At 70.3% G+C, this 13,486-nt stretch carries 12 protein-coding genes; 10 read left to right on the forward strand and 2 right to left on the reverse strand.

Going from position 1 to position 13,486, the window contains the following annotated elements; translation table 11 throughout:
* Nucleotides 1–12: 12 nt before the first annotated feature.
* The 3 genes from GJ743_RS16500 (at nucleotide 13) to GJ743_RS16510 (ending at nucleotide 3,972) form a co-directional block, all read left to right on the forward strand.
* A complete protein-coding gene (locus GJ743_RS16500) occupies nucleotides 13–906 on the forward strand; it encodes a glycine betaine ABC transporter substrate-binding protein (RefSeq protein ID WP_155053007.1) in 894 nt (297 codons plus the stop codon).
* Between the two features lie 335 nt (nucleotides 907–1,241).
* Nucleotides 1,242–3,590: an arylsulfatase gene (locus GJ743_RS16505; protein ID WP_155053008.1), complete on the forward strand. Its 2,349-nt coding sequence runs from the start codon at nucleotides 1,242–1,244 to the stop codon at nucleotides 3,588–3,590.
* Nucleotides 3,591–3,651: 61 nt separating this feature from the next.
* Nucleotides 3,652–3,972, forward strand: a complete 321-nt coding sequence (locus tag GJ743_RS16510) for a carboxymuconolactone decarboxylase family protein (protein ID WP_328289287.1) — start codon at nucleotides 3,652–3,654, stop codon at nucleotides 3,970–3,972.
* A gap of 22 nt (nucleotides 3,973–3,994) precedes the next feature.
* Here the strand turns inward: GJ743_RS16510 and GJ743_RS16515 are convergent, their stop codons facing one another.
* Complete coding sequence (locus GJ743_RS16515; protein WP_328289288.1) at nucleotides 3,995–6,229, reverse strand: LuxR C-terminal-related transcriptional regulator; 2,235 nt, start codon at nucleotides 6,227–6,229, stop codon at nucleotides 3,995–3,997.
* A 223-nt stretch (nucleotides 6,230–6,452) separates the two neighbouring features.
* On the opposite strand from GJ743_RS16515, the gene GJ743_RS16520 reads away from it, so the two are divergent.
* The 7 genes from GJ743_RS16520 (at nucleotide 6,453) to GJ743_RS16550 (ending at nucleotide 12,222) form a co-directional block, all read left to right on the forward strand.
* Nucleotides 6,453–7,820: a glutamate decarboxylase gene (locus tag GJ743_RS16520; RefSeq protein WP_155053010.1), complete on the forward strand. Its 1,368-nt coding sequence runs from the start codon at nucleotides 6,453–6,455 to the stop codon at nucleotides 7,818–7,820.
* Nucleotides 7,821–7,833: 13 nt separating this feature from the next.
* The gene (locus GJ743_RS16525; protein ID WP_328289289.1) at nucleotides 7,834–8,481 is read left to right on the forward strand and encodes a hypothetical protein; all 648 of its coding nucleotides are present in this window, start codon (nucleotides 7,834–7,836) and stop codon (nucleotides 8,479–8,481) included.
* Nucleotides 8,482–8,711: 230 nt separating this feature from the next.
* Nucleotides 8,712–8,948, forward strand: coding sequence for a 50S ribosomal protein L28 (gene rpmB, locus GJ743_RS16530; RefSeq protein WP_056727420.1), 237 nt, complete (start codon nucleotides 8,712–8,714; stop codon nucleotides 8,946–8,948).
* Nucleotides 8,948–9,115, forward strand: coding sequence for a 50S ribosomal protein L33 (gene rpmG / locus GJ743_RS16535; RefSeq protein ID WP_021760158.1), 168 nt, complete (start codon nucleotides 8,948–8,950; stop codon nucleotides 9,113–9,115). The genes rpmB and rpmG overlap by 1 nt, the downstream gene beginning before the upstream one ends.
* Before the next feature lie 3 nt (nucleotides 9,116–9,118).
* A complete protein-coding gene (gene rpsN / locus GJ743_RS16540; protein ID WP_155053011.1) occupies nucleotides 9,119–9,424 on the forward strand; it encodes a 30S ribosomal protein S14 in 306 nt (101 codons plus the stop codon).
* Nucleotides 9,425–9,696: 272 nt separating this feature from the next.
* Complete coding sequence (locus GJ743_RS16545) at nucleotides 9,697–9,984, forward strand: HU family DNA-binding protein (protein ID WP_129233735.1); 288 nt, start codon at nucleotides 9,697–9,699, stop codon at nucleotides 9,982–9,984.
* A gap of 285 nt (nucleotides 9,985–10,269) precedes the next feature.
* Entirely contained in the window at nucleotides 10,270–12,222 is a 1,953-nt protein-coding gene (locus tag GJ743_RS16550; protein WP_155053038.1) for a cytochrome c oxidase assembly protein, read from the forward strand.
* A 57-nt stretch (nucleotides 12,223–12,279) separates the two neighbouring features.
* On the opposite strand, the gene GJ743_RS16555 is transcribed toward GJ743_RS16550, so the two are convergent.
* Nucleotides 12,280–13,329 carry a hypothetical protein gene (locus GJ743_RS16555; RefSeq protein WP_155053012.1) on the reverse strand — a complete coding sequence of 350 codons (1,050 nt, stop codon included), beginning with the start codon at nucleotides 13,327–13,329 and terminating at the stop codon, nucleotides 12,280–12,282.
* Nucleotides 13,330–13,486 lie beyond the last annotated feature (157 nt).

Genomic DNA, 13,486 nt, shown 5'->3' on the forward strand with positions numbered 1-13,486 from the left:
GAACACCCTGCAATGACCAAGCGTCACCTGATCTCCACGCTCGCCCTCGGCGGCGCCGCCGCGCTCGCGCTCTCGGGCTGCGCCTCGGGCGCCGAGGCCGAGACCCTCGACAACGGCGATGAGAAGGACCTCACCATCGCCGTGTTCAACGGCTGGGACGAGGGCATCGCCGCGAGCGAGCTCTGGAAGGCCGTGCTCGAGGAGCAGGGCTACGACGTCGAGCTCGAGTACGCCGACGCGGCCCCGGTCTTCCAGGGCCTGAGCGACGGCGACTACGACGTCACGCTCGACACCTGGCTGCCGATCACGCACGCCGACTACGTCGACCAGTACGGCGACGACATCGTCGACCTCGGCGCCTGGAACGAGGACGCGAAGCTCACCATCGCCGTGAACGAGGACGCCCCCGTCGACTCGCTCGCCGACCTCGCCGAGAACGCCGACGCGTTCGACAACCGGCTCGTCGGCATCGAGCCGGGCTCCGGCCTCAACCGCGTCACGACCGACAGCGTCATCCCCACCTACGGCCTCGACGGCATGGACTACCTCACCTCCTCGACCCCCGCCATGCTCTCCGAGCTGACCGCGGCGACCGACGCGGGCGAGAACATCGCCGTCACGCTCTGGCGCCCGCACTGGGCCTACGACGCGTTCCCGCTCAAGGACCTCGAGGACCCGGAGGGCACGCTCGGCGACGCCGAGGGCATCCACTCGTTCGGCACCGCTGAGCTCGAGGAGACCCACCCGACCCTCGCCGGCTGGCTGCAGGGCTTCCAGATGGACAGCGAGCTGCTGTACTCGCTCGAGAACGCCATGTTCAACGAGAACGACACCGACGACTACGGTCCCGTCGTCGAGCAGTGGATCTCCGAGAACCAGGAGTACGTCGACTCCCTGACCTCCTGATCGGAGCGGTCGGCGGGCGGTGGCACGAGTTTCCTCCTCCGCAGATCAGCAGAGCGGATGCCGCGGGCGCACGTCGTGCCCGCGGCATCCGTCGTCTCGTTCCGGTGACATCACGCGACCTGCATGGTGTCCATCCCCGTTCGGCGCGGCGGAGGCCGCAATGCCGTCGGTGACTCGGCGGCGAGCACCGTGACCGGCGCATCGATGACGCCCATTCACCTGATCTGCATGATGCGGCCTCGCGGGCGCATCGGTACCGTCGCCACGGAGACCGCCCGGGCCACGACGTCTGCGCAGTGCCGCCCGAGCCTGATCGAATCGGAGGCGAGACCGACATGAGCGAGTCCGAATCGGTGATCGGCGACCCTCTGCCTCCGGCGCGCATGCTGCCGTTCCCGCCGAAGAGGTCCGGGAGCATCGCCGGGCGGACGATGCAGGAGTCGACGTACGCTCCGAACCCGCCGGTCCGGCACCTGCCCGACGATGCGCCGAACGTGCTCGTCATCCTCATCGACGACGCCGGTCCGGCCCTGCCGACGACGTTCGGCGGTGAGATCACGACCGAGACGCTCGACCGGGTGCGGGCGAACGGGATCGGATTCAACCGGTTCCACACGACGGCCATGTGCTCGCCGACGAGGGCGTCCCTCCTCACCGGTCGCAACCACCATCGCGTCGGCAACGGGCAGATCGCGGAGCTGGCGAACGACTGGGACGGCTACTCGGGCCACATCCCGAAGAGCAGCGCGACGATGGCCGAGGTGCTGCGCAACTACGGCTACGCCACGGCCGCGTGGGGCAAGTGGCACAACACGCCTGCCGAGGAGACGACCAAGGCCGGCCCATTCGACAGCTGGCCGACAGGTGTCGGGTTCGAGTACTTCTACGGCTTCCTGGCCGGCGAGGCATCCCAGTACGAGCCGAACCTGGTGCGCAACACCACGTCGGTCCTCCCTCCGAAGACGCCCGAGGAGGGGTACCACCTGAGCGAGGACATCGCCGACGACGCGATCCGGTGGCTGCGCGACCACAAGGCGCTCTCGCCCGACCAGCCGTTCTTCATGTACTGGGCGACCGGCTGCCTACATGGCCCGCATCACATCACGAAGGAGTGGGCCGACAGGTACGCGGGCAGGTTCGACGACGGCTGGGACGCCTATCGGGAGCGATCGTTCGCCGGAGCGAAGGCCGCCGGATGGGTACCGGAGGACGCCGAGCTGACTCCACGACCGGATTCGCTCGCGGCGTGGGACGACATCCCGGATCACCAGAAGCCGTTCCAGCGACGTCTCATGGAGGTCGCCGCCGGCTTCGGCGAGCACGCGGACGTGCAGGCCGGCCGCCTGCTCGACGAACTGGAACGGCTCGGATACAGCGATGACACCATCGTCATCTACATCTGGGGCGACAACGGGTCGTCGGGCGAGGGCCAGAACGGCACGATCAGCGAGCTGCTGGCCCAGAACCAGATCCCGACCACGATCGACCAGCACCTCGCCGCGCTCGACGAGCTCGGGGGGCTGGACGCGCTGGGATCCCCGGCGACGGACAACCAGTACCACGCCGCGTGGGCCTGGGCGGGATCGTCGCCCTACCAGGGCATGAAGCTGCTCGCCTCGCACCTCGGCGGAACGCGGAATCCCATGCTGATCCAGTGGCCCGGACGGATTCAGCCCGACCCGCGGCCGCGCACGCAGTTCCACCACGTGATCGACCTTGCGCCCACGATCTACGAGATCCTCGGCATCTCGCATCCGGAGCTCGTCAACGGAATCCCGCAGGATCCGATCGACGGCACGAGCTTCGCCTATGCGATCGACGACCGGGACGCCCCGGAGCGCCATCTCACCCAGTACTTCGAGATCATGGGCAGTCGCTCCATCTACTCGAACGGCTGGATCGCCTCCGCCATCGGACCGCGACTGCCGTGGGTTCCCGGGGCGCCGCCCGGAATCCACACGTGGACCCCGGACCAGGACGCCTGGGAGCTCTACAACCTCGACGACGACTGGAGCCAGGCCCGCGATCTCGCCGAGCAGCACCCTGAGAAGCTCGGGGAACTCCGCGAGCTCTTCGCGATCGAGGCGGCGAAGAACAAGGTGCTGCCGGTCGGCGGCGGGCTCTGGGTCGTCACGATGCACCCGGAGCAGCGGATCGCCCCGCCCTACTCCGAATGGGACATGGACGGCGACACCGTGCGCGTGCCCGAGTTCTGCGCGCCGGCCCTGGGCAACACGCCGAACACGGTGGAGATCTCGGTCGACGTCGACGACGGGGTGAGCGGAGTGCTCTACAAGCTCGGTGGTGCAGGCGGCGGCCTCACCTGCTTCGTCGTCGACGGAGTGCTGACCTACGAGTACAACCTCTTCCTGGTGCAACGGACGACGATCACGGCTCCAGCCCCACTCGCAGCCGGAACGCACACCATCGAGATCGAGACGGACTACGTCGAGCCCAGGCCCGGAGGTCCTCTCGAGGTGGCGATCCGCGTCGACGGCGAGGAGGTGGCATCCGGTGTCGTCCCGATCAGCGCGCCGCTGCTCTTCTCGGCGAACGACTGCCTCGACGTCGGCCGTGCGTACGGCGGAGCGGTCTCGCGCGCCTACGCCGACAAGATGCCGTTCCCCTTCGAGGGCACCATCGAGCGGGTCCACATCGCCTACGCGAGTGCCGGCGCTGCCTGATCGCCTCCGATGCGGCAGTGCCGGAGCGCGGGGCGATTTCCGGGGAAGGACGGGGGAAGCCGTGGATTACGCCGAACGGCTGCGCCGATTCTCGATCAACGACGAACGGCTCGACACGGAGTTCGTGAAGGTCCGTTCCCTGGACGCGAAGACGCTCGCGCTCGCGCGTATCGCGGCGCTCGTCGCGATCGGGGGCGCGGAGCCGTCGTTCGGCACGGAGGTCGATGCCGCGATCGGCGCCGGCGCGACGACGGACGAGATCGTCGACGTGCTCGGCGGCGTCACGCCGGTGGTCGGGCTCGCGCGCGTCGTCGCCGCGACTCCGAACCTCGCCCTCGCCCTCGGGTGCGATGTCGGATTCCCGGCCGGCGACGAATTCTGATCACGCGAGCGCGACGCGCGGCTCACGCTCCGAGCAGGCCGAGGGTGATGGCCCGCTCGACGGCTTCGCCGCGAGTCGTGACGCGGAGCTTGCGGTAGATCGAACCGACCTCCGAACTCACGGTGTTCCGCGAGATGAAGAGCCGCCGGCCGATCTCGCTCAGGGTCAGGTGCGTCTGCAGGTAGGGCAGGAGCCGGAGTTCGGCGGGGGTCAGGGGGGTGCCGCCGGCTGCCCTCGGGGTGGCATCCGCACGTCGACGGAAGTCGGCGACGTCATCGACCAGCCGTCCCATCCGAGGGCGTACTGCGAGGACCTCGTCGATCTCGCGGAGGAGGTGCATCGCCGCGGTCCGCTGGCCGCGCTCAGCGTACGCCGTCGCCAGCTGGAGCCGGACCTTCACCGCGAGGTACGGGAGCACGTACGTGCAGCCCACCCTCGCGCGCATCGCCCGAGCGACGAGGCGCTCGGCGGCCTCCTCGTCACCACGGCGCAGCGCGAGGCGTGCGCCGACCGCGAGGGCGAGCGCGGCGGTCGGGTAGCCCTCCATGTGGTGCGCGGCGATCGTGTCGAGCGCAACGGACGAGTGGCGTTGGGCCTCCTCCCAGCGATCCTCGCCGAGCGCGATCAGGGCGAGTTCCGGCGCGCTCAGCGCGATCGAATCGGCGTTGTCGAAGCCCGTCGCCTGTTCGATCGCCGCCGCGAACGCCTGCCGGGCCTCCTCAGCGCGTCCGGTCAGGAGCCGGGTCATGCCCGCGAGGTGGAGTGCCTGGTCGCGCCACGGGCTCCAGGCGGGCTCTCTCGCCGCCGCGAACTCGGCATCGTCGGCGGCTCGATCCGCGCCGTCGGCGAGCATGGCGGCACGCAGCATGGCCCGCGCCGAGTCGAACCCGGGCTGGTCGTCGGTCGGCTCCCCATCATGCGATGACCGTTCCACGACGTGCGCCCAGCGCTCGGCGTCGGCGGGTCGCCCCGTGAGCACTGCCTCCCAGGCCGCGAGCACGGCCAGCGGCGGATACGTCGCGACGGCGTCCTCACCGAGCTCCGCGAGCCACCGGTTCACGATGGTGACCTGCCCCGCCTGGTACGTAGGGAGGGAGAGCTCGGCGACGAGGTGGACGGACCGGGCTCGATCGCCCGCGGCGAGGAGATGCTCGATGGCCCGTGCCGGCAGCCCGTGCTGCTGGTACCAGTCGGCGGCCCGACGGTGCAGCTCCGCGGCGGATCCGGACTCCGTGCGTTCGAGTTCGGCGAGCAGGAACTCACGGAAGAGCCCGTGGTAGCGGAACCACCCGCGCTGGCGATCCAACGGCACGAGGAAGAGCCCCATCGCCTCGAGCTCGCGCAGCAGAGCATTCGAATCGGAGCGCTCCAGCACCGCGTCGCACACGGCTCCGGACATCTGCTCGAGGATCGCCGTCCGACGGAGGAACGCCTGGGACTCGGTCGGGAGGCTCCGCAGGCACTCCCGGTACAGGTAGTCGGCGACGAACCGGTCGTCGCCGGCGATCGACGCGCCCGCCTCGCCGTCGCGGGCGATCATCGCGGCGAGGACGAGTCCGACCGGCCACCCCTCGCTCCGCTGCACTATCGCGTCGAGTTCGGACTTCGAGCGCTCGACGCCCAGCATGCCGAAGATGATTCGCGCCGCCGCGACATCCGCTCGGAGTTCGTTGGCGCCGATCTCCCAGGTCAGGCCCTCCGCGCGACGGCGCGCGAGATGCGCCTGCTCATGCCTGCCGGCGATGACGACCTGGGAGCCCGCGGGTACGCCGGCGAGGGCGACCTCCAGCACGTCCTGGCAGGCGGCGGAGTCGACCTCGTGGAGGTCGTCGATGAGGATGACGAACGGGACCGGAGCCTTCGACATCGTCGAGGCGAGCAGCGGCGCGGAACGGCCCAACGGACCGACGCTCATCCCGCCCATCTCGTCGACGATCGCGCGGTCGTCAGGGAAGATCCTGGCGTAGGCGGTCGCCACCAGTGCGAGCAGTGCGGAAGGGTCGTCGTCGAACCGGTCGAGGGCCACCCAGGCGACCGGGCGCGACTCCGTCGCGGCCCACTCGATGAGCAGCGTGGTCTTGCCGTAACCCGCTGGAGCGCTGACGCCCACGACCCTGGCCCCGCTCGCCCGCGCGCGTTCGATGAGGTCGAGCCGGCTGGCGAACCCAGCCGGCGGTTCGGGCGCGCTGAGCTTCGTGTCGAGCAGGACCTGGTCCAGCTCGAGCGCAGGCACCACGGACTTTCGCGTGTCCCCCACCACGGGGGGCATCCTATGGGCCGGTCGGGACGTCGCTCAAGGTCGTGCGACGGTCGCGCCCGCGCCCGACGTCACCCAGAACGGGTGACGCGCCGGTCGCGGGTCCTGGCGTACCCTCGGGCGTGGGACGGCGCCCGGGGGGACGGCGTGAACCGTCGCGGGCGACGTCCGAGGCCTGCCGACGTGCGCGGCCGGACGCCGAAGAAGCGATGGAGGGGGAACCATGGCACACGACGAGCAGCTCGAGCCGACGTTCACGCGGGCCGGGGAGGCGACGACCGCGAGGGTGACGAGGATCCCGGACGGCGAGATGCTGCCCGAGACCGCGTACCGGATCATCCACGACGAGTCGATGCTCGACGGCAACGCCCGCCTGAACCTCGCGACGTTCGTGACGACGTGGATGGACGAGCACGGCGACCGGCTCTACCACGACGCGTTCGACAAGAACATGATCGACAAGGACGAGTACCCGGCCACGGCGGCGATCGAGGAGTACTGCTGGCGGATCCTCGCCGACCTCTGGAACGCGCCCGATCCCGACGACGCGATCGGCACGTCGACGATCGGCTCGTCGGAGGCCTGCATGCTCGGCGGCCTCGCGCTGAAGCGCCGATGGCAGCACGCGCGCCGCGCGGCGGGGAAGTCGACCGAGACGCCGAACCTCATCATGTCGAGCGCCGTGCAGGTCTGCTGGGAGAAGTTCTGCAACTTCTTCGACATCGAGATGCGCTTCATCGACACGAGCGACGAGCACCCCCTGATGGACGGCACGGGCCTCGAGGACGTGGTCGACGAGAACACGATCGGCGTCGTCGTGATCATGGGCGTCACCTACACGGGCTCCTACGAGCCCGTCACGAAGGTCGCCGCGAAGCTCGACGAGATCCAGGCGGCCACGGGCCTCGACATCCCCATCCACGTCGACGGCGCCTCCGGTGCGATGGTCGCGCCGTTCCTCCAGCCCGACCTCGAGTGGGACTTCCGGGTCGAGCGCGTGCAGTCGATCAACACGTCGGGCCACAAGTACGGGCTGGTCTACCCGGGCGTCGGCTGGGTCGTGTGGCGGAACACCGCCGCCCTGCCCGAGGACCTCGTCTTCCGGGTGAGCTACCTCGGCGGGTCGATGCCGACCTTCGCGATCAACTTCTCCCGGCCGGGCGCCCAGGTGCTGCTGCAGTACTACCGGTTCCTCCGCCTGGGCCGCGAGGGCTATCGGGCGATCCAGCAGGCGTCGCAGGATGTCGCGGTGTTCCTCTCCGGCGAGATCGGGGCGCTCGACGCCTACGAACTGCTGACCGACGGCACCGACATCCCGGTGTTCGCCTGGCGACAGGCGCCCGGGTACACCGACAAGTGGACGCTCTACCACCTGGCCGAGCGCCTCCGTATCAAGGGATGGCTCGTGCCCGCGTATCCGCTCTCGGGCGACCAGTCCGACCAGACCGTCATGCGGATCGTGTGCCGCAACGGCCTCAGCCACGACCTCGCCGAGGACCTCCTGCGCGACATCCGCGAGGAGACCGAGTTCCTCGACGGCCTCGAGGCGCCGATGCCGCACGAGGGCCTGGTCCAGACGTTCCACCACTGAGCGCGGGGGAGACGTGGTCGAGGCGACGCGTCGGGAGGTGCCGACGGTGCGGCGCCTGCGCCGCGAGGCGTGGGGCTTCATCGTCGGTTCGTTCTGCTTCATCGTCGGTGCGGTGCCGAACTACGCCGAGTGGGCGGGACCGGTCGGCGTGGGCATCACGTTCTTCGTGGGGTCGATCTTCTTCACGCTCGCGGCGTTCATCCAGCTGAGCCTGAGCGGTCGACACCTGCCGCGGCGGGGCGCGAACCGGGCGGACCGCACCGACTGGTGGGCTGCGGCCGTGCAGTTCGTCGGCACGCTCTTCTTCAACTGGAGCACGTTCTGGGCGATGATCGCCGCGTTCGCCGACCCGACCAGGATGGGCGTCGGCTGGCGGCCGGACGCCTTCGGCTCGATCGCGTTCCTCGTCTCGAGCGGGCTCGCCATGGCGGCCGTGAACGATCGCCACGAGCTGTGGGACACCGACGCGCGCACCTGGCACGGCACGTGGCTAAACATGATCGGCTCGGTGTTCTTCGGCCTCTCGGCGATCGGGGCGTACGTGCTGCCCGACACCGGCACGTACGTGAACCTGCTCTGGGCGAACCTCGGCACGCTCCTCGGCGGCGTCTGCTTCCTCGTCGCGGCGCTGCTGTCGCGCCGGACCATCCCGAAGGGCTGAGCGAGCGGATGCCGCGTGCCGCGCGCCCGCGGCATCCGCTCGCCCCGCGGCATCCGTCGGAATTCGGCCGCGACCGGCCCGTCTGCTAGACTCGACGTTTGGCTGGGCGCTTCCACCGCCCGGACCGTGGACGAATCCCCTGTATCTCCCGCTCGCGCGGAGGGAATTCGCCTGCAGACAAGAGACCTTGGGAGGGGCCGTCCGGCCCCTCGGTATTGGAGGAAAGACCAATGGCAGCAGTGTGCCAGGTGACCGGAGCCGTTCCCGGCTTCGGCCACAACATCTCGCACTCGCACCGCCGGACGAAGCGCCGCTTCGACCCGAACGTGCAGAAGAAGACCTACTACGTGCCGTCGCTTCGTCGTAACGTCACCCTGAACGTGTCCGCCAAGGGCATCAAGGTGATCGACGCCCGTGGCATCGAGGCCGTCATCAAGGACATCCAGGCTCGTGGGGTGAAGCTCTAATGGCGAAGCAGCAGGACATCCGTCCGATCATCAAGCTCCGTTCGACGGCCGGCACCGGGTACACCTACGTGACCCGCAAGAACCGTCGCAACAACCCCGACCGTCTCGTGCTCAAGAAGTACGACCCCGTGGTGCGCAAGCACGTCGACTTCCGAGAGGAGCGCTAAGACATGGCCAAGAAGAGCAAGATCGCGCGCAACGAGCAGCGCAAGGTGGTCGTCGACCGCTACGCCGCGAAGCGCGCCGAGCTGAAGAAGACGCTCGTCGACCCGAACGCGACCGACGAGGCCCGTGAGGCCGCCCGCGTCGGCCTGCAGAAGCTGCCCCGCAACGCCTCGCCGGTGCGCGTCCGCTCGCGCGACGCCATCGACGGCCGCCCCCGCGGCGTGCTCACGAAGTTCGGCGTCTCGCGCGTCCGCTTCCGTGACATGGCGCACCGCGGCGAGCTGCCCGGCATCACCAAGTCGAGCTGGTAACTCGTACCCGCTTCCCGAGAGGGGCGTCCCGGTCTTCCGGGGCGCCCCTCTCGTCGTCTCCGCGTCGATCGTCGATCGGGTCGGCGACGGATGCCGCGGCATCCGTCAAGCCCCCTGAGAACCTGCCCGAACGGGCCGGAAATCCGCGTGTTTCCGCGGGACTCTGCTACATTCGAGGCGGCCTGAACGGCTACGGGGGCGATCGATTCGATCCGTTCTCGTGTTTCCACACGACAGCTGTACCAACAGCGAAGGTCCGAGGAGGACATTCAATGGCTGACAAGTCGCTCAACAAGTCGGAGCTCGTTGCCAAGATCGCCGCATCGACGGGCCAGAGCCAGACGGCCGTCGACGCCGTGCTCAACGGCTTCTTCGACACCCTCGCCGAGTCGGTCGGCTCGGGCACCAAGGTGTCCATCCCGGGCTGGCTCGCCGTCGAGCGCACCCACCGCGCCGCCCGCACGGGCCGCAACCCGCAGACCGGCGAGACCATCCAGATCGCCGCCGGAAACTCGGTCAAGGTGACCGCGGGCTCGAAGCTCAAGGCCGCCGCGAAGTAACCCGCGCGCGTCGCCAGACGCACTCCGCGACTCCCGAAGGGGCGCCCGGTACTCCGGTGCGCCCCTTCGTCGTGCCCGGGCGGCGGCCGGGCGGGGTCGACGTTCCCGAATGCGCGGTTTCGCGACGAGTGCGCACCTGCCGACCCGCGCACTCGTCGCGAAACCGCGCACCCGCCGATGCACCCGGCGGGCGGGGCTCCCAGCCGGCTCGCCTAGGCTCGTACGGTGATCCGTTCCGCCCGCGTGCTGGGCCCAGCCGCCCTCGTCGCCGTCGCGCTCGCCGCGATGATCGCCGCACTCGCGTACGGCGGCGGCGCGGAGCCGTACCCGATCCAGGACCCGGGGCCCGTCGCGCGCTGGGGCGTCCCGGTCGCGAAGCTGTTCGTGAACGTCGGCGCCGCGGGCATGATCGGCGCGCTCGTCCTGGCCGTCTGGGCGCTGAGCCCCAAGCGACGCGAATTCGACCTCGCGCTCGACGTGGCCGCGGCATCCGCCGCCGTGCTCACCGTCGCGAGCGCCGCGACCGGGGTGCTGACCTTCATGCTCGTCACGGGCGCCGAGTTCTCGCTGAGCGATCGGTTCGGCCAGCAGCTCGGCCAGTTCGTCACGTCGATCGAGCTCGGGCAGGCATGGCTCGCGACGACGCTCATCGCGGCGGCCGTGACGGTGCTCTGCTTCGCAGTGCGCAACCACACCGCGCTCGTGTTCGTCGCCGTGCTCGCGGTCGTCGCGCTCGTGCCCATGGCGCAGCAGGGGCACGCCGCCGGCGCGACGGGGCACAACGAGGCGATCACGGCGCTCGGCCTGCACCTCGTGTTCGCCGCCGCGTGGCTCGGCGGACTCCTCACCATCGTGCTGCTGAAGCCCGCGCTCGACGGCGAGCGGCTCGCCGTCGTGCTCTCGCGCTACTCGACCGTCGCGCTGATCGCCTTCATCGTCGTCGCGATCTCGGGCTATGCGAGCGCCGCGCTGCGGATCGGCACCTGGGACCAGCTCGCCACGCAGTACGGCGTGCTCGTCGTGATGAAGGTCGCGGCCCTCGTCGCGCTCGGCCTGTTCGGCGCCGCGCAGCGGCGCGTGATGATCGGGCGGATGCTGCGCGCGGGCGCCGCACCGACGGCCTCGAACCGCGGAGCCGCACCGGCCGCCTCGGCGAACCGCACCTTCTGGCTGCTCGTCGTCGTCGAGCTCGCGTTCATGGGCATCGCCTCGGGCGTGGCGGCCGCGCTCGCCCGGACGGCCACGCCGGTGAACGAGGACGTCTCGGGCGGACTCGCGCGCACGCCCGCCGAGATCCTCACCGGCGAGCCGCTTCCGCCCGCGCCCGACGCGCTCCGCTACTTCACCGAGTGGAGCCCCGACCTGCTGTGGCTGATCGCCTGCGGGTTCGGCATCTTCTTCTACGTGGCCGGGGTGGTTCGCCTCCGTCGTCGCGGCGACCGCTGGCCGGTCTACCGCACCGTGCTCTGGGTCGCCGGGCTGCTGCTCCTCGCGTGGATCACGAGCGGCGGCGTCGCCGCGTACGAGCAGTACCTCTTCTCCGCGCACATGCTCGGCCACATGGCGCTCACGATGGCGGTGCCGGTGCTGCTCGTCCCGGGCGCGCCGGTGACGCTCGCGGCACGAGCCATCCGCCCCAGGAAGGACGGCAGTCGCGGCGGCCGCGAGTGGATCCTGCTCGCGGTGCACTCGCGCTTCGCGTCGATCATCGCCAACCCGATCGTCGCGGCCGTGCTGTTCGCGGGTTCGCTCTGGGTGTTCTACTACTCGCCGCTGTTCCGCTGGTCGATGGAGGACCACATCGGACACGAGTGGATGATCGCCCACTTCCTGATCACGGGCTACCTCTTCGTGCAGTCGCTCATCGGCATCGACCCGGTGCCGTACCGCCTGCCGTACCCCTTCCGCCTGCTGCTGCTGCTCGGCACGATGGCCTTCCACGCGTTCTTCGGCCTCGCGATCATGATGGGCACCGGCCTGATGCTCGCGGACTGGTACGGCGCGATGGGGTGGGGCACCGACGCGCTCGCCGACCAGCAGGTCGGCGGCGGCATCGCCTGGTCGATCGGCGAGATCCCGACCGTCGCGCTCGCGATCACCGTCGCCGTGCAGTGGTCCCGGTCCGACGCCAAGGAGACGAAGCGCCGCGACCGGCACGCCGACCGGACGGGCGAGGCCGAGCTCGAGGAGTACAACGCGCGGCTCGCGGCGCTCGCCGAGCGCGACGGGGTGCGCTGAGCGCGCGCGTCGGCCCCGGCGGCCCGCCGACGTCGGCCGGGGCGGGAGCCCGTGAGGTCAGCGCAGCTGGATCGAGATCGACCCGTCGGGCCTGACCGTCGCGTCGAGCGCCAGGGTGAACGACTCGTCCTGTTCGAGCGTCGAGAACGTGCCGTCGAACAGCGACTGCACCTCGACCGAGATGTGGGCGAGGCCCGGCGTCGGCGGCATCTCGAACGTCGTCTCGCCGGGAACGAGCGTGACCGCCGGCGATTCGGCGATGTTCCACGCCGGCTCGCCGACGATGCGGTCGTCGATCACCACGCCGAACGGGCAGCCGGCCGGCTGCAGCACGGGCTGGCTCGCGCACTGGTCGACGAGGTACTCGTCGACCTTGGCCTGCACGCGTTCGACGAACGCCGGGGTCGGGAGCGCGTCGACCCTGACCTCGGCCCGCGCGCCGGGCTCGACGATGGCCTGCACTGGCACGGCCTCGAGGAGCGTCGACTGGTAGCCGAACTCGTACACCGCGGGGGCGATCGCGAGGTACTGCGTCGTCTGCGTGAACGCCGACAGCTCGTCGCCGGTCTTCGTGGCGCGCGCGTCGAGCGTGAGCGACCCGACGGTGAACAGGGGGCTCTGCGCGGCGGTGACCTCGATCACGGCGAGGGGGCTCGACGCGAACTCCCACCGGTGCAGCACGCCGTAGAGCGGTTCGATCGGGTTCACGTCGAACGCGGTCTGCACGATCGCGGTGTCGAGTCGATAGCTCACGGTCACCGTGTGGCGACCGTCGTCGTGCGCCTCGTCGGAGAGGACGCGCACGTCTTCGGGGCCGGCGTCGACGACGTTCGAGCGCAGCATCGCGGTGGAGATGTCGGCGGGCAGGCCCGCGCCGGCGAGGTCGCCCTCGTCGAATCGGACGCCGGGCGTCGCCGCCGCGCTCACGATGTCATCGCGCGCGATGGCGTCGAGGTAGCGCTCGACGAACGCGGGGGCGCCGTAGAGGCTCTGGTTGAGCCCGCCGAGTGCGGCGAGGAACCCGGCGACGAGCATGACGGCGAGACCCGTCCACCCGACGATCGCGACGGGCGACAGGCGTCCGTCACGTCGACCCGAGCTCCCCACCCGGCAAGTCTAGACAGGGCCGTGTGACGGAACGGTTTCTCCACAACGCCGCGTGACGCGTCGACGGATGCCGCGACCGGCGCCTCGGCATGAGGATCGCGGTCTACAGTGAAGACGCCCGCCCGCGGCATCCGCCCCGCCACCGCATGCGCCGCCT

Origin of the sequence: Agromyces bracchium, assembly GCF_009709675.1 — a bacterium.
GTDB classification, from domain to species: Bacteria; Actinomycetota; Actinomycetes; order Actinomycetales; family Microbacteriaceae; genus Agromyces; species Agromyces bracchium.

Bases quoted from the DNA above. Each gene is read 5' to 3' on its own strand.
- GJ743_RS16500 (WP_155053007.1), top strand. From the start codon at position 13: ATGACCAAGCGTCACCTGATCTCCACGCTCGCCCTCGGCGGCGCCGCC.
- GJ743_RS16505 (WP_155053008.1), top strand. From the start codon at position 1,242: ATGAGCGAGTCCGAATCGGTGATCGGCGACCCTCTGCCTCCGGCGCGC.
- GJ743_RS16520 (WP_155053010.1), top strand. From the start codon at position 6,453: ATGGCACACGACGAGCAGCTCGAGCCGACGTTCACGCGGGCCGGGGAG.
- rpmB (WP_056727420.1), top strand. From the start codon at position 8,712: ATGGCAGCAGTGTGCCAGGTGACCGGAGCCGTTCCCGGCTTCGGCCAC.
- rpmG (WP_021760158.1), top strand. From the start codon at position 8,948: ATGGCGAAGCAGCAGGACATCCGTCCGATCATCAAGCTCCGTTCGACG.
- rpsN (WP_155053011.1), top strand. From the start codon at position 9,119: ATGGCCAAGAAGAGCAAGATCGCGCGCAACGAGCAGCGCAAGGTGGTC.
- GJ743_RS16545 (WP_129233735.1), top strand. From the start codon at position 9,697: ATGGCTGACAAGTCGCTCAACAAGTCGGAGCTCGTTGCCAAGATCGCC.
- GJ743_RS16550 (WP_155053038.1), top strand. From the start codon at position 10,270: ATGATCGCCGCACTCGCGTACGGCGGCGGCGCGGAGCCGTACCCGATC.